At 35.0% G+C, this 22742-nt stretch carries 17 protein-coding genes; 15 read left to right on the top strand and 2 right to left on the bottom strand.

Annotated features, from left to right (window positions below; all coding sequences use genetic code 11):
* Window positions 1–9: 9 nt before the first annotated feature.
* The 7 genes from EZV73_RS11445 (at window position 10) to EZV73_RS11415 (ending at window position 12812) form a co-directional block, all read left to right on the top strand.
* Entirely contained in the window at window positions 10–666 is a 657-nt protein-coding gene (locus tag EZV73_RS11445; RefSeq protein WP_240840450.1) for an HD-GYP domain-containing protein, read from the top strand.
* A gap of 107 nt (window positions 667–773) precedes the next feature.
* Window positions 774–4538, top strand: a complete 3765-nt coding sequence (locus tag EZV73_RS11440; RefSeq protein WP_240840449.1) for an S-layer homology domain-containing protein — start codon at window positions 774–776, stop codon at window positions 4536–4538.
* A gap of 77 nt (window positions 4539–4615) precedes the next feature.
* Entirely contained in the window at window positions 4616–5683 is a 1068-nt protein-coding gene (locus EZV73_RS11435; RefSeq protein ID WP_240840448.1) for a tetratricopeptide repeat protein, read from the top strand.
* 111 nt (window positions 5684–5794) lie between these two features.
* The gene (locus EZV73_RS11430) at window positions 5795–8551 is read left to right on the top strand and encodes a histidine kinase (RefSeq protein WP_240840447.1); all 2757 of its coding nucleotides are present in this window, start codon (window positions 5795–5797) and stop codon (window positions 8549–8551) included.
* A complete protein-coding gene (locus tag EZV73_RS11425; protein ID WP_240840446.1) occupies window positions 8548–9537 on the top strand; it encodes a response regulator in 990 nt (329 codons plus the stop codon). Before EZV73_RS11430 ends, EZV73_RS11425 begins: the two co-directional genes overlap by 4 nt.
* 91 nt (window positions 9538–9628) lie before the next feature.
* Complete coding sequence (locus tag EZV73_RS11420) at window positions 9629–11494, top strand: glutamate-cysteine ligase family protein (protein ID WP_240840445.1); 1866 nt, start codon at window positions 9629–9631, stop codon at window positions 11492–11494.
* Window positions 11487–12812, top strand: coding sequence for a glutathionylspermidine synthase family protein (locus EZV73_RS11415; RefSeq protein ID WP_240840444.1), 1326 nt, complete (start codon window positions 11487–11489; stop codon window positions 12810–12812). The genes EZV73_RS11420 and EZV73_RS11415 overlap by 8 nt, the downstream gene beginning before the upstream one ends.
* A 44-nt stretch (window positions 12813–12856) precedes the next feature.
* Here EZV73_RS11415 and EZV73_RS11410 read toward each other — a convergent pair whose 3' ends face one another.
* Window positions 12857–13744, bottom strand: coding sequence for a hypothetical protein (locus tag EZV73_RS11410; protein WP_240840443.1), 888 nt, complete (start codon window positions 13742–13744; stop codon window positions 12857–12859).
* Between the two features lie 11 nt (window positions 13745–13755).
* Entirely contained in the window at window positions 13756–14121 is a 366-nt protein-coding gene (locus EZV73_RS11405) for a response regulator (protein ID WP_240840442.1), read from the bottom strand.
* 185 nt (window positions 14122–14306) lie between these two features.
* Here EZV73_RS11405 and EZV73_RS11400 point away from each other — a divergent pair, with 185 nt between their 5' ends.
* From EZV73_RS11400 to EZV73_RS11365, 8 genes are all read left to right on the top strand, one after another.
* Window positions 14307–15482: a reductive dehalogenase domain-containing protein gene (locus EZV73_RS11400; protein WP_240840441.1), complete on the top strand. Its 1176-nt coding sequence runs from the start codon at window positions 14307–14309 to the stop codon at window positions 15480–15482.
* The gene (locus EZV73_RS11395; protein WP_240840440.1) at window positions 15472–17325 is read left to right on the top strand and encodes an FAD-dependent oxidoreductase; all 1854 of its coding nucleotides are present in this window, start codon (window positions 15472–15474) and stop codon (window positions 17323–17325) included. The genes EZV73_RS11400 and EZV73_RS11395 overlap by 11 nt, the downstream gene beginning before the upstream one ends.
* A 616-nt stretch (window positions 17326–17941) precedes the next feature.
* Window positions 17942–18583: a hypothetical protein gene (locus tag EZV73_RS11390; RefSeq protein ID WP_240840439.1), complete on the top strand. Its 642-nt coding sequence runs from the start codon at window positions 17942–17944 to the stop codon at window positions 18581–18583.
* 248 nt (window positions 18584–18831) lie between these two features.
* Window positions 18832–18969 carry a hypothetical protein gene (locus tag EZV73_RS11385; RefSeq protein ID WP_240840438.1) on the top strand — a complete coding sequence of 46 codons (138 nt, stop codon included), beginning with the start codon at window positions 18832–18834 and terminating at the stop codon, window positions 18967–18969.
* Between the two features lie 25 nt (window positions 18970–18994).
* A complete protein-coding gene (locus EZV73_RS11380; RefSeq protein ID WP_240840437.1) occupies window positions 18995–19189 on the top strand; it encodes a hypothetical protein in 195 nt (64 codons plus the stop codon).
* 53 nt (window positions 19190–19242) lie between these two features.
* The gene (locus tag EZV73_RS11375; RefSeq protein ID WP_240840436.1) at window positions 19243–20142 is read left to right on the top strand and encodes a Sir2 family NAD-dependent protein deacetylase; all 900 of its coding nucleotides are present in this window, start codon (window positions 19243–19245) and stop codon (window positions 20140–20142) included.
* A 283-nt stretch (window positions 20143–20425) separates the two neighbouring features.
* Complete coding sequence (gene iscB, locus EZV73_RS11370) at window positions 20426–21817, top strand: RNA-guided endonuclease IscB (protein WP_240840435.1); 1392 nt, start codon at window positions 20426–20428, stop codon at window positions 21815–21817.
* A 60-nt stretch (window positions 21818–21877) separates the two neighbouring features.
* Window positions 21878–22738 (top strand): AraC family transcriptional regulator, encoded by an 861-nt coding sequence (locus EZV73_RS11365; RefSeq protein WP_240840434.1) that lies wholly within the window; start codon window positions 21878–21880, stop codon window positions 22736–22738.
* Window positions 22739–22742: the final 4 nt, after the last annotated feature.

Below are 22742 nucleotides of genomic sequence, written 5' to 3'. Positions count from 1 at the left end.
GAGGTTGATATGTTAAGAGATAAAGTTCATGTAAATATTGAGAACTGGGAGAATTATTTGGACAATGTTTTAGGTCATAACTGGCGGGTCAGCAAGCTTTCAAATTATATTGCTGAGCTTTGTGGCTTTGATCCTGAAATGGCCGACTTAATTGAAGAAGCGGCTTATGTCCATGACATTGGAAAAATACAATTAAATCCAAGTGTACTTTATAAGCCATCTGCACTAGACGACACTGAAATGGAGGAAATCAAGAGACATGTTGTACTTGGTATACATGCCGTTTCTAACATGTATGGTGATGATTCGCTTCATATGCAGGTTGTCAAATACCATCATGAAAGATGGGATGGTAATGGTTATCCTTATGGTTTAAAAGGGACAGACATTCCTATTGTTGCACGTATTGTGGCTGTTGCGGACCAGTACGATGCTATAAGGTCCAGAAGGGTTTACAAGAGAGGTTTTGCCCATATGGAGACCATGTCTTTGATCTATGATACGGCAGGAACATTCTTGGACCCTGTAATAGTTAGAATTTGCATGGCCAATGAGTTTGCCTTAAAAAATAGGTTTGAACACCTTTATAAAAGATGGTCTATGAGAAGGATACTGATTAATCAGCAGTATTATCAAAATAATAAGCCGGTAAAAGTGTTGCAGTGATGCGGCACTTTATTCATATAGAGTATTATAGTTTGACATAAAATTGGCTGTTTATCAGATGTTTAGAGATGTTATGTATACTGAGGTTACACATGAGGGAGGTATGTATGAGAAGAGTTATATTAGTATTTCTTATAGTTTTACTATTGAGTATGTCATCTGCTTTCGCTGAAGATGGGGTTTGGTTAGAAGAAAATCTTGATGTTCCAGAATACTTTAAAATCACGAGTTTTCATTATCAAAATGGTATTTATCTATTGGGTGGTTATAATATTGATACCAATGAAAGCATGATTTATAAGTCGGTTAACTACCATGACTGGGAAAGACTTGATGATTTAATGAAGTTAGATCATTATGTCAACATGATCACTTATGTAAATGGCAACTGGTTGATTGCTTTCACAGATTTTAAGCATGAACCTGAATCCGTTGAGTTGTATCATTCAAGAGATTTATCTACATTTATTAAACTAAATGATACTTTAGATGGTAAGACAATAGACTTCTTTGGGGATGTTTCATTTGATGGCACGAATTACTTGGTAACGGGTGCTCATCAAAGAGGGCTGGACTATGCAGTTTATAATGAAAGTTTTGATTTGATTCATTTAGAAGAAAATAATGAAATGACAGCAATAGAGTACGATGGTATTTATATTGCAACAAAGTATAAAAAAGTATCTGTTGGTTCATCTGTAAATGGCTCTGACTGGGTAGATATTGATCTGCATTCAACTTATGCTTATTGGTTTGATGTAGAAATAGATGGTAATGATGTTTATATTATTGGTACAGATCAATTTGAGGATTTCATATATAAGTCATCTTTAGATAAATTATCAGATGGTCATGAAGCTTCTGATTGGGAAAAAGTACAAGGTGGAACATCTGAAAATGTGCGTTATCCGATCAATTTAGATATTAATCAAAAGCAAGTTGTAGGTTATTTTGAACTGAGAACCAGTGAGTTTGCAGTACTGATTGATGACCAATATGAATCAGTTGTTGACGAAAACTATAACAATGTAAAAGAACTGACAGATTTTGAAAATACAAATATAGCTTTTTATCCATATGGCAGTATTTACAGGGGTGTATTTGCAGGAAATATATATGAAAGACATATTAAAGCATTGCCTAAACTTGCTTATCCGTCTGATATTTCATACAAATCTTTTGAGATAAGTATCTCATCAAGTCTTGTAGAAGATGGTTATTCAAAAATAAATGAAAAAGGTTTTGTTATTTGTGAAGAAGGACAGGACATTCAAACAGGCACGTTTCATCCTATAGAGGGAGAGTTTGAGATAAGATTTGAGGATTTGGAACCAGATACGACTTATCAAATAGCAGCTTATGCTAAAAACGATACTGGTTTGGGTCTTTCTGAAGTAATTACTCAAAAGACCAATCCACTTATATGGGGAACGGGTTTTGATGTGAATCATGACACTAAAGTGATTTCGGTTGATTATGGTACATATGGGAATAATCTAAGATGGATGGTTAAATCCAACTACAATCCATCGGTCTGTCTACCTGATCAGGTCACTTTAAGAACTGACGAACTACACGACGGTGACACTGTTGTTTTAAAAACAAGTCCTGAGATTGTTTACACAGTTGAAGTTAAAGAAGCCTCTATTGAGTTTGATGATTTAAAAACTTGGGAAAGACAAACCTATAATTTAAATTCCAGTCTATCTATTACATTCTTTGATAAGATTAATGGTCAGTACCTTGTTGGTGGATATGATGAAGAAAGTAAAAAATCTCAACTTTATACATCGTCTGATATGCAGGAATTTACTCTTATAGATAATATGGTCTTAGAGGATTCATATATTTCTAGTGTGAGATATTTAAATGATACATGGTTAATATCTACTGAAGCAGTATCGGGCGCTTTTACAGGTGCTGGTTTATACAAATCAAGTGATTTAAATGCATTTGATAAAGCCCCTGAAACGGATGATTTTGAGATAATTGATAACTATGACAATGTGTCTTTTGATGGAGAACGTTATTTGGTCACAGGTCAAGTGTTTGATGGGTTTGATTACTTTGTATATGATGAAGACTTTAACATTCTCTATACCAAATACAATAATTTGATGACACAAGTTGTCTATGAAGAAGTATATATTGCCTTAGGCAATAATGGTAAAGTACAAGTAGGTCATGAGTATGACCAATCTGATTGGGTAACACAGACGGTCAATGAGACGGTATTGCTTACAGATATTCATAGAATGAATGATGAAATCTATATCACTGGATTTGATTCACAAGATGGGGTATATGCTTTAGCCATTTACAAGGCTTCTATAAATGAATTAAAAGATGGGCATGATTTATCAGACTGGCAATTGGTGCTTTTAGATAAGATGACACCTAATCAGTGGCCGATGTCCTTAGCAGGACAAGATGAGCTATTTATTAGGGTGGCTGATTACATGAAGGGCACCCATGTCATAGTAGTTAAAGATGGCTTTGGCTACCATGGAGAAGAAGTGTTAGATGGTGGTAATGACGTTGATTGGTTGGCTTATCCGCCACTTATCTTCCCAGAAGTTGTTAAAGTTGATGGACAATGGTATGGTACATTTTCCGGCAACATCCATAAAAGAATTGTTGTAGAGCCGCCTGTAGAGCTTGTTGAAGAACCGGTAAAAGATGAACCTGAAGTAAAGGATGGTGACGATAGTTCAAATGTTTCTTCAAGTCCATCTTTCTTTGTTCCAAGTGGTCCTGTGGTTGAAAAAGTATACCAATCTGTTCAAATGGGTGGGGAATCTTTAAAAATTGCAGAAGTCATGGAAGATGATGATTGCTACGAAATCAAAATAAAATCAAGTCAAGTTAAGAAATATGCTGAAGAAGCAAGCCGGTTAGATATAATAATTCCAGAAAAAGATTATGATGATATAACTCTAAATATCGATGATCGTATAAATAACCATTTGATAGAAAATGAAGTTCTTTTATGTGTGGTACATGAAAACTTTACTTATGAACTGCCTCTTGGTGGTGTTGACATGAGTAATGATTTGAAACTTGTGATTACACCGACTTCTAAAGATGCTTACAACATCAACTTGTACAATGTGAATCAGTCAGATGAAAAGGAAATAGAAACTTTTGATGATTTTGCTGTAAAGAGATTTGTTGTTGAAGATGATCGAGTGACCACTGGTGTACGTATTGAAGAAGACCATGTCATTCATATTCCTACAGAGGTTTATTATGAAGATGGTAAGCAGATTGTTAAGGTACATTCTAAGTCCAACTCCGAGTATTCGGTTATCTACAATCAGCAGAAACTTGATTCCGTAAAAGATCATTGGTCTAAAGACTATGTCAATGATATGGCATCTAGAAAGGTTATAAAAAACCTTGACTTTGAACCGGACAAAGAAGTTACTAGAGCAGAGTTTGTTGAGTATCTAGTTACAGCACTAGGATTGATGACATACGAAAATAAAAGTCATGATTTTACAGATGTAGACCGTCATTTTAACAATCCTGTAGCTATTGCAATAGAAAATGATTTGATAGCTGGTTATCCAGATAAGACTTTTAAACCAGATGAACCTTTAACTAGAGAACAGGCTATGGTAATTCTTAATAAGGCAGGTGACTATACAGATTTAAAAGTTCAATCAAAATTAGACATGAAGAAGTATGATGATTTAAATCAAGTATCTACATGGGCAAGATTTTCAGTACAAGATGCATTGAATAAGAAGGTGTTCTCTGGCATGAGTGATCATGTTTTATCTCCACAATCTAAATTAACGCATGCAGAAGCTATAACTGCCATTCATAATCTCTTAGTTAAGTCTAAGTTGATTAACCCTATAAATTAAGTCCTATTATTAGGGCTTTTTTTCTTTGTGTGTTTTCGTGTATGATATAGGTATCAATTATTATGAAGGAGTTATAAATGACATCAGACTTATACAAAAATATAGACCAATTAAGAGCGTCTCTAAATGAGAGTCTAAAATCACAAGCAGCGTTAGAGGAAAAAATTCAACAGTTAGAAAGGCTTTTGCTACGAGCCGACTTAAGTGGTATCAATGATGGAGAACTCTTAAGCGATATAACCATCAGTCTATCCTCTTTTTATTTGATGACATCGAACTCTAAGAAGGCCTTCTTATATGCTGTTAAAAGTTTGGTATATCTTGAGGATTCTGATAATCATGATATTAAGAAAAAATCGAATATCTATATAGCTTTGTCAGAAGTCTCCTATAAGAACTTGGATTATGATGCGGCCTTTGAATATGGGAAAAAAGCATTAGATTGTGCTTATAAATCAGGGGATGATTATACGATTTGTATCTCTTTATCTTTAGTGGGCTCATTATATCAAATGGTAAATGATTATGATTTGGTAATCGATTATTTTAATCAAACACTTCAATATACAAAGAATCCATCGGTTGATACCGTGCAAGCGATCATATACAATAATTTGGCACTTTCCTATTGTAAAATAGATGATTTAACTCAAGCCATGGCATGTATAGATAAGGCCATGCTATTAGATAAAAATGAACCATCTTATTGGTTTGGGATGATTCATATCAACGATACTTTAGGAGAGATATATTATAGAAGTGGTCAGATAGACAAAGCTATAGCATGCTTTGAAAAAGTCATTGAACTCACCTTAACCTATACCAATAAAGAAGCTGAAGTTGAGTCGCATTTAAAGCTGGCCATGCTGTATTTAAGACAAGGGTTTATTTCAAAAGGTGAAACCTTGATTGAGAATGTTTTATACTTATCAAACTTGTATGACTTGTCTTATAGAGATACAACTACTTATCAAGTGATTTCAGATGTTTATAGTGAAATCGGTAACGTTGAAAAGTCAGAGTTTTACGCTAGAAAACTTAGGGAAGCCAAGATGCTTGAAGAAAAGAGGATTAGAGCTTGGAGACTTGAAACTGAAGAAGTTAAAAAGACAATTGATAAAGTCGAACTTGACTTGTATTTATAACACTGTTGATCTTATGATCGATGGTGTTTTCTTATAAATAAAAACTTGTCATATTGTTAACCTTTGTGTTATTTAAACGTGGAATTGGGTATAATTGACGGAGAGGTGTGTATGTTAAAAAAGTCGATTATTATAATCCTTACAATTTATATAATGGTCATGGGTATCTACTTTCTGACGGATTCTAATGCTGCAGAAATTGAAATTGTCAATGGACAAGCCCATGCAAGCCTAAAAGACGATAAACTCATCAGTCTAGATGGTCAGTGGTTATTTGCCATAAACCGATTTGAAAAGGGCGAATCAGATGCAGTTTATGATTTTATAGAAGTCCCATCACCTTGGCATAGCCATACCTATTTGGATAAGCCTATTCCTAGACAGTCATATGGGACTTACAAGCTGGATTTAAGACTTGATAAGACTTATGACATACTGGCACTTCGAATGCCTCATTTACGTACAAATTATGCCGTATACATTGATGGTAAGCGTGTGGACTCAAACACACCTTTTGGTTTTGATGTAGAAGGCGGTCAGTTTAATTACAAAAGAGAGATTGCATTTTTTAAGCCAGAGAGTGACGCATTCACTATTTATATTCAGATTCTAAATCAAGAACATGCAAGAGGTGGTTTTACTGAGACCGTTATTTTAGGCGAACCTGTTCATGTGTCTAATCATAATCTGCTCTTAATCGTTTTAGATGCTATTTTTATAGGTGTGATGGTTATCCTTTTGATTTATCATCTCTACATATTTATTTTGAATCGAGATGATAAGCTCTATTTGTACACCATGCTTCTATATTTATTGATGACTGTTTACTTTGTATTAGAAAATGAAAATCTCTTTCTTCTTATGGTAGAAGATGTTAATGAGATATTGGCAGTAAAGGTATCTTATTTGGCTGCAATTTTAGTGCCTTATTGTCTCTATAAAATTATCCACACAACGCTTGATTATCATAACCAAAAGCTAGATAAGATTTTATTTGCTATTGTAGTGGTTGAATTGTCGCTTTCCTTTATGTCGCCGTTTTATATTTCAACAAGACTCTTGCCCATGTATGGTGGATCAGGTGTCATGTTCTTTATAATAGCTATTTATGTAAGTATTAAAGGGATGAGAGATAACAACAAGTATGCCTCTCAGTTTTTGATGTTTGGCATACTCATGATGCTTTCCTTTGTTTTGGATTTGGCTTTTGATTTAGGGAATCTCTATATAGGAAATACACTCGTTGCCGTGAATACATTATCTTTTACAATTTTCCAAGCTTTTGTCTTGGCAGAGTTTAACTATGAGACACGTCTTGCACTTAATTATGCCAAAACTCAGGAGCTTGACTTCTATAAGAGAATCACTCAGGATTTGCAAATGCCGATTGGTTCTATACTGGCTGAGCTATCTGTTTTAGATGATTCTGTTTTCACAAAGTCTCAGCTTAGTGTGCTCTATTATAATTTGGGAGACATCATCTCAAGAATTGGATTTGACGAAGATTCGCTTCCTGTTAAATTAAAAGGGTTTTCTGTTTATTTTCTTTTACAGTCTATCATATCAGAACTGGGGATAAGTGAGAATGTTCAGATGACAACAGAAGATGACTTGAATGTCTTATCAGATCCGGGCATGTTGCGTCTGGTCTTTGTTAATATGCTTTTAACCCTATTAGAAGGGGCAAAAGACAAGAAGCTTTATATTGATTTTGAAAAAGAAGGCGACAAGGTATTTGTAAGTATTTCTTCAGCGAATGCAGCTCAAATCATCTACAACTCAAGACGTGATTTTCAACAGGTACAAGTATTATTTAATAAAATAAACATTGATGTGAGCTTTAACAGGTATACGATTAAAATGTCTTTTGATGCTTATCATGAAATTTTAAATGAAGTTGAAGATAAAAGAGAAGGAAATATCCCTGTTGTTGTGGTGTCTAAGTCGATTGATAATATTCAACTGCTTCAGAGTTTTATAGACAATAAGTATAAAATATCTTTTTATCAATCCATGTCAGATGAAAAAATCTACATGAACAATCAACTAAAAATCATTATATTAGATGTGTCGACCATATATGGTCAAGCTGTCTTTATCATAGATCAGGTCAGAGCCTTATACAGTAAACTTGAACTGCCGATTATTTGCATCTTAGATTACAAAGATGCCCATGTTATTCAGCAGCTTTATAAGGCGGGTGCCAATGAACTGATTACAAAACCTTTTACCATGGAGATGATTCGAAACAAGATGGATAATCTTCTAGAAAGTTCTGTGATTACAAGCGAACTTTTAAACACAAGATCACAGCTTTTAGAGGCACAAATACGACCGCATTTTGTCAATAATACCTTAAATGCCATAGCATCGCTGATAGCATCTGATCCAGAGCAAGCAGAAAACTTAACGGTTGAGTTTGCCCAGTATCTAAGGTACAAGTTAAAGTTCTTTAGGCCTGATAATACTGTTAGTATTGATGAAGAACTGGAACTGGTTGAACTCTATTGTTCCATAGAAAAAGTAAGGTATGAAAAGAGGTTAGAGGTAGACATTCAAAGTGATGTAGAATCATTTGAAATACAACCACTTATGATTCAACCACTTGTAGAAAATGCTATCAAACACAATCTAGAGAAGCATGACAAAGTCCTAAAAGTAAACGTTAGAGTTTTTAAGGCTGATGGCTACTATCATATTGTTGTTAAAGACAACGGGGTTGGTTTTTTAACCGATGGTGATTACAAGGGTGTGGGTCTAAAAAATATTGAAGGTCGTTTGAAGTATTATTATGGTGAAGAGTTAGAAGTTGAATCGGTACTAGATTTCGGGACAACAGTCACTTATAAGATAAAGGAGCAATCATGAAGGCAGTAATTATAGATGATGAAAGACTTGCTATTTCAAGGTTAAAAAGAATGCTTGAAGATTTTGAAGAAATCGAGGTCATAGCTGAATTTTCCCAATCCTCGGAGGGCATGAAGTATCTGTATGAAAATGATGTGGATGTTGTTTTTTTAGACATCAATATGCCTGAGTTTTCAGGTATAGGGGTGGCTAGTATCATTAATGATGAAAACTTGCCGATACAGATTATATTTACAACTGGTTATACCGAATATGCTGTTGAGGCCTTTGATTTAGAAGCTGTTGACTATTTAATTAAGCCTATTGCTAAGAAAAGATTAGAAAAGGCCATTAAAAGACTAGAGGTAACAGAATCTAAAATTAAGATTAAGATCCAGAGTTTTCATTCTTTCCAGGTCTGGGATCAAACAAATGGCTCATTGGTCAAGTGGCGAACCAAGAAGACCAAGGAACTCTTTGCATACTTAATTGATAAGAGAAACGAAGTGATCAACAGAGAAATCATCATGGACCAGTTATGGCGTGAATTTGATCCTAAAAAAGCTGCTACCAATCTTAATTCAACTGTCTATTATTTAAAAACTATACTAAAGAGCTTAGAACTGGACCATCTTTTGATTACCAATAAGGAATCTATACATTTTAAGTTTGAAACGGATATGATTGACTATGACTTAGATAGAGTAAGGTCCATCTTAAAATCTAATGCACTGAACAAGGCATTATTTGATGTTTATAAAGGTCCTTATATGTATTCTGAAGACTATGAATGGGCATCTTTAAAAAAGAATACAATAGAAAATGATGTTTCACATTTTATTAGAGATCATATAGATAAGATAGACAATGTAGATGATAAACTGACCTGGCTTATAAAGGCCATAGAGGTTATTCCTTATGATTATGAGATAAGAGATTTATTAGTAGAATTATTAGAAATAACAGGTAAGACAGAATTAGCAGAAGAATATAAATTAATTTTCTAGTGACCTTCGGGTTACTTTTTTTACAAAAATTTAAGTGAATGAACATTCATTTATAATTGACAATAGTATATTGTTTCGGTAGACTAAATGTATGAGAATAAAAGATGAGAAAAAATACATGGCCATTGTTGAAGCTTCTATGAAGCTTTTTATGCAAGATGGCTTTTCGAATGCTTCGATTTCAAAAATCGCTAAAGAAGCGGGTGTATCACCTGCAACTATTTATATTCACTTTGAAAACAAGGAGGATTTAATTCTTAAGCTGTATCTTAAGCTTAGAAAAGAGATGAGTGAGTGTATTGTAGCCAATGTAGATCTTGAGGGATGTATTGAAAGCGAGTATAAGAAACTTTGGAAAAACTATTATAACTACTGTATAGAGCATAAGGCTTCTTTTAACTATATTATGCAGTTTACCAATTCACCTTATATGGACAAGTACAAAGAATACGGCATGTGTTACTTTAAGTCTATATATCAGATGTTTGAACGTGGTAAGGAAAGAGGTCTAATAAAACAGATATCAGATGAAATTCTATTTGCCTTTACCTTTTCTACAGCAGCCCAACTGGCCAAAAGACATGATTGCTGTGGCGATAAGTTGTGTGATCAGGGCGTTGAAAATGCTTCTGAAGTTGCCTGGGATGCAGTGAGAGAAAGTGGTAGCCATATAGGATGTAGAAGATACAGGTTAAACTTAATAGACCGTCTTGTTGAAAAGTTTAGAGATGGTGAGACCCATGAAGAGATGATTGGTGTGGAATTTGAACACTTCTTAGTGGACAAGGAAAGTCTAAGGTCCTATCACTATGACGAGCCAGGTGGCCAACATGATATTGTAAAGGCAATGGTTAAAAAAGGATGGGAAGTAGATTATGAGGAAGATGGCAACATTCTATCCATCATCAAGTCCGGTAATATGATTTCCTTTGAGCCAGGTGGCCAGTTTGAAATCAGTGTGAAAGCTTCTGAGTCTTTAGAAGACATTGAAAAAGATTATTTGGTCATTCGATCAGAAATTGAGACTTTCTTGAATGAAGACCAGGCTTTGGTTTCTTTGGGTTATCACCCTCAAAGTAAGATAGATGATTTACCACTCTTACCTAAAGCGCGATATGACCTTATGTATGATTATTTACACAAGCATGGCTTTATGGCTAGAAACATGATGAAGGGAACAGCTTCAACTCAAGTTGTTATTGACTATAAAAACGAAGCAGACTTTATAAAAAAATACAGGGTAGCCAACTTCTTATCGCCATTTATAGCTAAGATTTTTGATGCATCACCTGTTTTTGAAGGTAAGATCTATTCTGAAAATAATCTTAGAATAAAAATATGGGAAAATACTGATATTACAAGATCCAAGTATCCTGATGGTGTTTTAAACCAGACCTTTGATTATAAGAAGTATGCTGAGTATATAGCAGGTATTAAGCCGGTCTTTTTACCATGCGGCGGTGATGTTGTCGAGACTCATGAGAAAAGTATGGAAGACTTGTACCAGGAAAAGACTTTATCTAATAAATCGCTGATTCATGGTTTATCCATGGTCTTCCCGGATGTAAGGCTAAAAAACTACATTGAGATTCGCATGCCTGACGCACTGCCGTATCCATATTCCATGGCAGTACCAGCCTTGATAAAAGGCATTTTTTACAATGGTAGTCTGCTTGATTATTACTACAAGCTATCTCTTGACTACAATGATCATGACCTTGTAAGGATGGAAGATCATATTAAAAGAGATGAAGTATTTAAGTGTGGTCTTTTATCTAGTGATGACTTTATCAAGGAACTCATTGAAAAGGCAGGGGATTCTCTACGCCCATCAGAGAGAAAATATTTGGATCAGTTTGTTGAAATTTATAAAGCAGGAAGTATATCAGATCAGTTGAAAGCACTTTATGGTAAAGCTGAGTTTGGAAAATTTTTAAGAGGAGAGTTTCATGTTTAAAATAAATAAGGAAATGATGGCCTTTGCATTAGAAAATAGACAGGCTATTGAAGAAGACTATAAAAAAACCTATGAAGCAGTGGGGAATTCAGGGGCGGTTTACAAGGGCAAGCAACTGCCATACCTTTACTATCCGAGTATCTATTCGGCAGAAGATGTTAAGAATTTTGAAAAGCTGACGGAGGATATCTATAAGATTGTCAATAAGTCTATTGATATTTATTTGAATCATCCTGAAGTAAGACCTGTCTGGGGCTTTGACAAAAGATTAGAAGACTTGATTTTAATCCCGCATAGATTTAAGGCTAAGGTGCCTATGGGACGTTTTGACTTTTTCTATTATCCAGATGGGACCTATAAGTTTTGTGAGTTAAATACAGATGGGACCTCTGCTATGAATGAAGAAACGCCTCTTACAGATGTTCTTCTTAATAACTTTGCCATGAAGCATTTTTCTGAAAAATATACCATTGAAAGATATGAACTTTATCAGTCATGGGTAGATGAAGTGGCATCTATTTATAAGGAATTTATAGAAAATGGTGGTCAGGCATCTGAAAAGCCAATGGTGATTATTATGGACTTCATGTCTAAAGGTTCGCCACTTGAGTTTGAAGTTTTTAAGGAAACTTTTATAAAGTCTGGCTTTGATTGTGAAATTGTTTCGCCGGATGAACTTAAATACTCAGATGGTTATCTTTATACAAACGGTAAGAAGGTTGATATCATTTATAGAAGACTGGTGACGAGAGATATGATGGACCATTACGACGAGTTGGGTGACTTAATTGAGGGCATCAAGGCCAATAAGACTTGTATTATTGGATCTATCAAATCACAAATTGTTCATACCAAGAAGTACTTTGAGGCACTTCATCATGAAACAGTAAGAAAGTACTTTACCAAAGAAGAGTTAGACTATATCGATGCATGTATTCCATATACAAGAGCTTTAATTATGGAAGAAAATATGGATGAGTATGTTGAAAATAAAGACAAGTACATCATAAAGCCGATTGACTACTATGCTTCTAAAGGTGTTTTTGCAGGTAAGGAGTATGATGCAGACAAGTGGCGTTATATGCTTGAAGACTGTTGTAAAGAAGGTTATATCATTCAAGAGTTCTGTGATAAGTCTAATAATGAGAACTTGTATTTTGATGAAGATGGTCATTTTGAAGTAAAGACTGTCAACAACATAACCGGGCTCTTCTTATACAATGAAAAGCTTAAAGGCATCTTTACAAGAGCGGGTTTTAATGCTGTTATATCTGATTTGAATGACGGTTATTCACTGTCGTCTCTTGTAGTAAAGTAAGAAAAAAATAAATAAAAAGAATGCGGTGCTGAGCACCGCATTTTCTATACTATTGGATTTAAACTGATCAATAAGTCAAATCTACCGAAGTTAGAGTAAAATGGTATACAGTAAACTTTATTAGATTCGATTAAATGATTTTTTGATATAGACTGGATATCCAAAGATAGGTCTACACCGTAGTCAGATAAATTGACTAAATACAATCCGTTATTTAAGTTTAAGAATTCGCCCAGTGCATCAAGGGCATAATCATCTAAAGAATGAAATGCTTCGTCTGCGTATTCACTGGCTATTTTGATTAAAACATCAGAGCCTGCGCCAAAGCCTGTATAAATTCTTTTAGGACCTACAATATCTTGTTTGATAATATAATCATATTGTCTTGATTCAATGACTTCTACATGATCAATATGAATGGTAGAATCAATGAATCTTACAACGTTTTTATAGAATAAGGTAATGTACTCCTTATAGAGATCTGCAAATGAATCTTGCTGAAAATTTAAGTATGTATCAATGATGGTTCTAGCTTTACCTTCTTTTAATTCTTCAAAAGCTTCATCGCTTAGAGAAAAAGCTGATCTATATGATGATAGATGTTTTTCTACTTCTTCAAGTGACATCATGCCCTGATCGATTAAGGTTTGGCTTAATTTTAAATGTTCTGAATCTTGCACACTTAAGAGGATACCTAACTCCGGTTCTGTTAGCAGGCCTTCTGAAATGGCAATTTCACCAAATTTCATATCTGTTTGCTGCTGCAGTTGGCTGACTTTGTTAACATTGTCCACAGTCATCAGTCCTGAATTAATTGCCAGTACACCAAGTTTAACTCTTGTTTTCTTACTGATGTCCAACAATTTACTCAATGCTTCTTTATCTATGGCACCTTGGTTCAAAAGATATTGACCAAAAAAAACACTAAACATAACAACCTCGCTTATATATATTTCGAAAGAACAGTATTCAAGTTCTTTATATCCCATGGTTTTTGAATAAAATCACTAGCGCCACTTTCTAAAGCGACTTTTAAGTTCATTTTGGTACCAACAGATGACAACATAATAACGACGGCTTTTGGATCATAAGTCATAATTTGCTTAAGTGCTTCAATACCATCTTGTTCAGGCATTATGATATCCATAAACACAATGTTGGGTGACACGTCTTTATACATTTTTATAGCTTCAACACCGTTTTTAGCTTCATAATATTCGATCTCTTTGTCTATCGAAATAGCCCCTTGCAGTTTTTTTCTGATAGTAATGGAATCATCACATATTAGTATTTTTATAATTTTTCTCACCCCTTTGTTTGATGTACTAAATTCATTATAGCACATAGTTTGGAAAATCTCACAAGTAAAATTTTGACCCAGACCTAGTTTTCGTTTAAAATCATAATAAGTCATTATTTAATGATCATCATCTAGGGAACCGACAGTCTTGCGCCATAAGGTATAGCAATAGCTTATTTTATAAAGGAGCGTTTATGAGTAATGATGTAAAAGTTTATCATCAATATGAAGATGATAAAAAAGAGAGCTATCAATCCGTTGTTGATGGCTGGAACAAAAGTAAAAAAGAAATGCTTGAATCTACAGAAAATAATAGAATCCAGCGATGGTCTTATTCCAATGGTATGTTCAAATATTTCAACAATCCTGGTAAGGTCATCACAGACCGCAATCCCTATATCAACATAGTGGATACTGAGGAATTTGACCTATCTATTAAAAACCACCCCTTCCCACCGGATCCGCCAGCCTTTAACAACAAGAACAGGCCTAATTTTTTTGGTACACTGATGGATGAATATGTCGATGAAAGTGATTGGTACAAGGATACACTTCATACGTCATATGAAAGAATTCTTCGTGAGGCAAAAGGTCAGGACCTTCCTCAGGTGCATCCTGAAAAACAAATGGATGAAAAAGACCTCAAAAAAGCCATCTTTGATTATGCAAAATCACGGGGGTTTGTTTCTGTTGGAGTAACAAAGATAGACAGGCGATTTATTTCTGTGGAAGTGGATGATGAAATTATTTTTGATACCATTATACTTTTAGGTTATGAAATGCCACATGAAGTGGTCCACCGATATCCTAAACCAGAACATGATACGGCAGCCTATTATGGGTATGCTCACTGTGCAGCACATGTGCATGAAGTTGCAGATTTTATAAGGTCTAAAGGATATGATTGCAGGGCCAGGTCTTGGGAAGGTTTTATCAAGTATTCTGTTCATGCAGTCAATGCAGGACTTGGAAACTTTTCAACTTATGGCATTGTTCATACACCAGAATGTGGTACTAGGATTAAGTACACATCGGTTATAATTGATGCAGACCTGGAACTTGATGAGCCCATAGATTACAATATAGAAGAGTTTTGTGCCAGATGCAGGATGTGTCAGAAATCCTGTCCATCAGGTGCTATTCCTAAAGAGGAATCTCGTTATAGAGGAACAGTAAAAAGAACAACAGACCATATTAAATGCTTTGATATGATGGCCATCAAACATGAGTGTGTCCAGTGTATCAGGGTTTGTCCTATCAGTATGCTAGGTTATGAAAATGCACTGAATTCACTACCGACTTATTACAAACATAATTTAGACAGACCGGCTTATAAAACCAACTATAAGGAGGTCAGTGATGAAGCTTAAACTATATTACCAAAGTCAAGTAAAAGAAGTAGAAGTTTTAGAGTCCATGACTTTAAAAGACCTTTTCTATAAGCATTTTACATCAAAAAGACCTTCTTTGATTCAAGTAGGTGGTGGTCTTGGAAGTTTTTATAAGGGCTTTGATATCAGAAAAACACTTTCTGAACTAAAGTTCTATGAAGAAAGCATTTTATTTTTAGATGACTTTTGTCCGGTAGACTATTCAAGATTTATGCTTAGATTTGTTATGAGAGAGCTTGGGATTGTAAATGAATCTTTAAAGAAGCTCTATCAATTAATAGAAGACCTTACAAATGGCTCTAGTGATGAAAATACTTTAGACATTTTAAGAATACGCCTTTCAAAACCAGGTAAAACACTCGGAGAAAAGCTTGCCTGTAAAAATATATCTCAACTCTTAGAATGGTATGAAGATGAATTTGAGTCACATGTAAAGGGGGCTTGTTCTCTTGGCATCTGCAGAGGTCTTTTTAAAGCCCAGTGTATCAATGCCTGTCCAGCAGGTATTCATATACCAGGTTTTGTAGCCCTTATGAAAGATGACGATTACGATCAAGCTTACAAGCTGATGAGACAGGAAAACCCACTTTCATCTGTATGTGGTTCTGTTTGTGCAAGACCTTGCGAAGACAGGTGTAGAAGGGGGGAAATAACGGGTACAGTCGGTGTTAGAGCCTTACAGAGGTTTATCTCTGCAAAAGCCCTAGAATCTTGGGAAAAGGAGACCTGTCTAGATGATAAAGGTTTATCTGTAGGCATCATTGGCGGTGGACCGGCAGGTTTGACGGCAGGCTACTTTTTAAGAAGAAGTGGCTATGATGTTACTATTTATGAAAAAAATGCTGAAGCAGGTGGCATGCTTTCTTATGGTGTTCCAAAGTACCGTTTACCATCAGTGGAGATTCAAAGAGAAATCAAAACCATTGAGGAACTGGGTGTTCAAATAAAAAGAAACTTTGAAGTTGGTAAAGATGCGATGTTTGATGAAATAAGAAGTCGCCATAATTCTGTATTAATTGCTACAGGTACACCGATAGGTAAAAGTCTTGAGTCAACTATAGACTCCCAGGCTGCCATTGACTTCTTACGCCAGGTTCATACAGGCGACTTGAACTCATTTGAGGGTCATATCCTTGTTGTCGGTGGCGGAGATGTTTCTATGGATGTTGCCCGTTCAAGTATACGTTTAGGTGCCAAGGTGAGTCTTGTTTCTTTGGAATCAGAGAACATACTGCCGGCCAGTAAGGAAGAATGTCTTCAATCTAAAGAAGAGGGTGTTAATCTATTACACGGTTATGGTATAGACAGGATTGAGGATTCAAATGTTCATTTAAAGACTTGTTTAGATGTATATAATGACGGTGGTGGATTTTCGCCAGTCTTTGCTAACAGTGACTTGGTGCTTGAAAATGTGGATTTAATTGTTTGGGCAATTGGACAAAAGCGCGATTTATCTTTTACTTTAATGGACCAGCCAGAACTTGAAGGGGCTGACGATATTTTCCTAGCAGGTGACGTCTTAAAGCCAACCATTGTAATTGATGCCATTGGTCAAGGTAAAAAAGCAGCTGAGTCTATTGATGCCTATTTAGGTGGTTCTGGTCTTTATACTGGTAAACCGATTACAATACCTGAAAAGGTATTAAACATCAGAACCTTTGATGACGATTTAAGAGAAATTGATACTTTAGATCCTATTATGAGAATCAAAAGCTTTGATCAAGTCAATAAAAATTATTCTTTAGAAGATGCAAAATATGAAGCGAGTAGATGCATGCGTTGTGACAGAAATTCAAGTGCATCACTCTTGTTAGGTAGGTAAAATGAGTTTTAAACACTTTAAAAGTATCATAAGATTAGGGCTGCCACTTATGATAGGTTCAGTCCTTCAAATTCTCATGCATACCATGGATGTGTATTTTATATCTGGATTGGGCAGTGACTTTGTCGCTGCTTCTTCTATGGGTTCATCCATTGCAGGTGTGTTATTTTTTTTTCAATGTTGGTTTCGACGGGTTAGCTACAGTTGCAAAAAACATAGCAAAATATGTAAAAGTACAGAAAAACATAGAAAACGATTTCGAACACACGCGAGCATATATTAACATTCTTTTATTAAATCTCTTTTCTAATTTTTGACATGATTTTTACAAGTTGTCAGCGCTCCGAACTTGTGTTCTGGTGTCTTTTTTGGTATAATAAAGTATATTTATTTTCTTATTATCTAATTTCTTTTTTCACTATATATATGTTTACTTATATTAATAATTCCTAGATTTATTTATTATCGATCAAAGGAGTTATTTTTTTATGTCTGTAATTAATGTCACTTACCAGGAGAAAATTAGAATAGAATCATATTACTCTGTACTTAATGAAGTAGCAGACTTCTGGTCGCGTTTATCACGTAAACTTTTGTTGATTTAGCATGTAAAAAAATGAAAAGAAATCAACTCAAAAAGAAGTACATATCAGAATATGGCATACTTGCTAGACCGTTTAATAGTATGTATTGTCATATAAGTGGACTTATAGATTCAAGGATAGAATTGATGAATGATGAGATTTCTGATAAGAAAATGCGTCTTGAGTTTTTAACAAAGGACATACAAAGACTTACATCAGATAGTAAAGAAATTGGTTTGACTCTAAAGTACCTTAAACAATCGGATACACATTTTAAAGACCTTGTGAAAGAAAAGAAGCAATTAGAACGTAATATACATTATAAAAAACGTAAATTAGGCAACATTCAACACAAACTAATGAAACTTGAAAATGATTTAGATAATGGCATTATAAGGGTTTGCTTCGGCACTAAAAAGCTTTTCAAGAAGCAATTTAAGCCTTGTGGTTTATCCCATAGCGAATGGAAACAAGAATGGGGAAATGCTCGAAACCATATGTTTTTCTGTATAGGGTCCAAAGATGAAGTAAATGGTAACCAAAACTGTAGATATTCTGGAGATGAACTAAAGCTTAGAATACCAAGATGTTTAGAAAAAAAATATGGACAATATTTGACTATTAAGGACGTTGATTTCAATTATGGAAACGAAATGATGGAAAAAGTGACATAGCATTATGGCTATCGTGTAAATAAAGGCTTTAAAATTGAAAAGATCTATCAAGCAGTATCCTATCGATTCATAAGAAAAAGAGATATATGGTATCTTCATGCATCATTAGAATATGAAGCACCAAAAGAAATTACAAGTCCTTATGTAGGGGCATTAGGTGTCGATTTTAATGTCAATCATCTTAATTGCTATCATGTCATGTCGACCGATACGGTAATCCAATAAACCATTTTACATTAAAGTATGAAATGTACTCAAAATCCTCTAATCAAATCAAAGATATGTTAAACAAAGTAGCTGTAGATATTACGAATTATGCTGAAATTAATGGTTTAATGGTCGTCATTGAAAATCTAGATTTTAAGCATAAAAAACTTTTATCTTAGAAGGCAGACAAAGAAGTATAAACGAATGTTATCTGGATTTCCGTTTGTTAAGTATATGAAAGCTGTAGAAAGTAGATGTTTAAATAGAGGGGTAGCATTTAAGTATGTCAATCCAAGAAATACTTCAAAAGAAGGAAAAAAAGTAATGAAAAGATTAGGTTGTTCTTCACATGATGCGGCAGCTTATCAAATAGCAAGAAAGGGACTACGATACAAATAAAAACAACTGATTCTACGGCACCCACTGACCGCTTGCAAAGATGGGCTCCATATATGCAGAGAGCGATGTGGCATGTGTCAATCAGAATGAATATAAACACCAAAGCAAGTTTATCAAGTGACCTTCTTGATGAAATAATAAAAAACATTGACCAAGCTGACCGTATTGTTATAGGTGCTGGTGCAGGTTTAAGTGCTTCAGCAGGTCTCAACTATAACGATGAAGGACTTTTTAAAGAACTTTATCCGCTTTATGCGAGGCTAGGCTACAAAACCATCTCTGATGGTATCGCTCATCATTGGTATTTAAGAGAAGAAAGTGCTAATACCTATTGGGGCTTTTGGGCCAGACATATTTACAATGTATATTACAGAACAGACCAGCTTGAGGCCTATAAAGATTTATATGATATAGTTAAAGATAAGCACTACTTTGTTATTACGACCAATGCAGATGGACAATTTTTCAAGGGTGGTTTTTCAAAAGATAAGATTTTTTCAATGCAAGGGTCTTATGGTAAATTTCAATGTTCTAAATCATGTCATGAAACCTTATATGACAATAAAGAAGATATCTATAAGATGTTGGAATATATGGGGAAGGACAAGACTGAAATTAGAACAGAGGACATACCAAGATGTAAGGAGTGCGGGGAATTACTTTGTCCAAACCTCCGTATTGACCATATGTTTGTAGAAGCAGAAAACCTGGATAATAGGGAAGCTTATATTGATTTTATTGATGTAGATGAAAAAATAGTCCTACTTGAACTAGGAGTCGGTTATAATACCCCTGTCATCATTAGATATCCTTTTGATGAACTGTCTAGCAAGTATGATAATATTAGCTTGATTCGTGTGAATCCCAATCTTGCGGGGCAGTCTCATAAAGAAAAGGGAAACATTTATACAAACTTTGATGCTCATCAACTGATTCAGAAAATAAAAGGATAGCTGTCAACAACCCACGACTAAAGTCGCAGGCTTGTAGCACGTCTGAAGTCGAGGATATGTTTCTATATCCTAGTTGACCAGCTTAAGTACTTAGTGTACTACGTTATTTACATCATGCTACCTGCAGGTGCTCTGCCAGCTTGCAGCACTAGCGTTACATTTTAAACAGTTTGTAGGGGTGCGGACGGTGAGTGTAGCTTAACAAGTGTAGATAACATTGGCGAGGCAGGCGAGTTTTCTTGCGATACCTTAGAGCTCGCTCTAAGAGAAAGGAAATTACTTTATGGTTTTTGTATTAAACAAGAACAAAACACCGCTTAACCCTTGTCATCCTGCAAAAGCAAGATGGTTATTGAACAAGGGTTATGCGGTAGTACACAAAAGAGAGCCTTTTACGATTAGGCTAAAACAATTAATCGTGGATCCTGAAACTAAGGATTATATCCTCAAATTTGACCCAGGTGCAAAGACAACAGGTATTGCCATTGTCGAAGATGCCAAAGTAGAAGCAAAAGTTGTTTTTCTTGGAGAACTCGATCATCGAGCAGAAGTTATTAAATCAAATCTAGATGATCGTAGAAGTTTTAGAAAAAGCAGAAGAAATCGTAAGACTCGGTATAGAAAACCGAGGTTCCAAAATAGGACTAGAAAAGCAGGTTGGTTACCACCTTCTGTACAATCCACTGTTGACAACGTAGAAACTATGACAGATCGTTTACATAAGTTATGTCCTATCAAGGCCATTAGTGTGGAGACGGTTCGTTTTGATACTCAGTTAATGGAGAAGCCTGATATCTCAGGAATAGAATATCAACAAGGAACTTTATTCGGATACGAAGTCAGAGAGTATTTACTTTACACAACTAATCACACATGTCAGTATTGTAAAGGTGAAAGTAAAGATCCCATCTTAGAAGTAGAACATATGGTATCAAGAAATAATGGCGGTACCGATAGAGTATCTAATTTAACAATTGCTTGTAGGACGTGTAATCAAGAAAAGGCTTCAAGGAATCTAGAAGAGTGGTCTCAAAGGTTGAAAATCAGTCATAAGAAAATTGATCAAATCAGGGTTAAGCATATAGAAATGGTGCTATCAAAAGGAAGACCGGGATTCTATAGAGATGCAGCAAGAGTGAATACATCTAGAAAAGCGACCTATCAAATGCTTAGCAGAAAAACCGAGCACTTAGAAGTGTCAAGTGGTGGGAGAACCAAGTTTAACAGAAGTAAGATGGGTCTTGAAAAGACACATTATTATGATGCTTTATGTGTTGGTGAGATACCAGAGTCTTTTGATAGACCTAAGGATTTGAAGGTCCTAAAAATAAGTGCATGTGGTAGAGGTTCTCATTCTAGGACACTACTCGATAAGTATGGTTTTCCAAGAGCTTATAAACCGAGACAGAAATATCATCATGGATTTAAGACTGGTGACTTAGTCAAAGCGAATGTACCAAACGGTAAGAAAAAGGGAACCCATTATGGTACTGTGTCTTGTAGAACAAGTGGCTATTTCAATATCAAAACAAAACACGGAACAGTGCAAGGTATCAATCATAAGTATTGTGAGTTGGTCCAGAAGGCAGATGGCTATAATTACTCAAGCTTCTTACCGTTAACCTCCATTCCTCTCATGACTGAATGTCACAAGTATCCAGGAGGTTGCTCATGAAAGATAAGAACAAGAGTCTTGAAAAGGTCGTGATTGACGTCTTTAGTCAGGAGGATTATGATGAATACCATTGATCGTGTGGACTATAAAACTAAAAAGACATTGGACTTTGAGATTGTGGATTTAAATCTCTTCTTTTCAACACGTCCTAAAAGGATGTTAGAAAAAGATTTTAGGTTAAATTTCTGGGCAATTCTCTATATTGCTGAGGGATCAGGCTACCATCATGTAGACTTCAATTCTTATGCATATAAGAAGGGGGATTTGATCTTTGTCCAGAAAAATCAGGTTCACCGTTTTCAGGTTAACAAGGATGTAAAGGGCTATATTCTTCATATCAATGAACCATTTTTTTATAAAGTAGAAGGCTTGAGTGAGGACTTGTTTTTGGAGTTTGTAGACTCAGCTTTAGGGTCTCCAGTTATCTGCTTAGAGACTTCTTCTAGTCAAACCCACCGAATCCTCTTAGACTTACTCTATAAGGAATACAGTAAACGTATAGAACGTATGAATGTGGAGTTAATAGCATCCTTGTTTCAAAGCTTTATAGTGTCTATTAAGGGTGATATCCAAGTAAAAGAGAAAGTTTATAGCTCTAAGGAATATGAACATTTTAAAGTATTTAGAGATTTTGTAGAAAAACACTATTTCGAGACAAGAAATGTAGAAGATTATGCTCATATGATGCACTTATCTAAAAAAAACATCAACCAGGTGACAAGAAAAGTTGTTGGCATGTCAGCAAAAGAGTTTATTATCAAGAGAGTGATTCTTGAAATAAAAAGATATCTCAGTCAAGGTGATTTGATGAACTATGAGATTTCAGAAATCTTAGGTTTTTATGAAGCAGCCAATATGACCAAGTTCTTTAAGCATTACGAAGGTATGTCTCCAAAGGCTTTTAAAGAGACTTTAATTTGAGAAA

This window comes from Acidaminobacter sp. JC074, assembly GCF_022496765.1.
Classification (GTDB): Bacteria; Bacillota; Clostridia; order Peptostreptococcales; family Acidaminobacteraceae; genus JABXKX01.
This window is presented reverse-complemented; position numbering and strand designations above follow the sequence as displayed.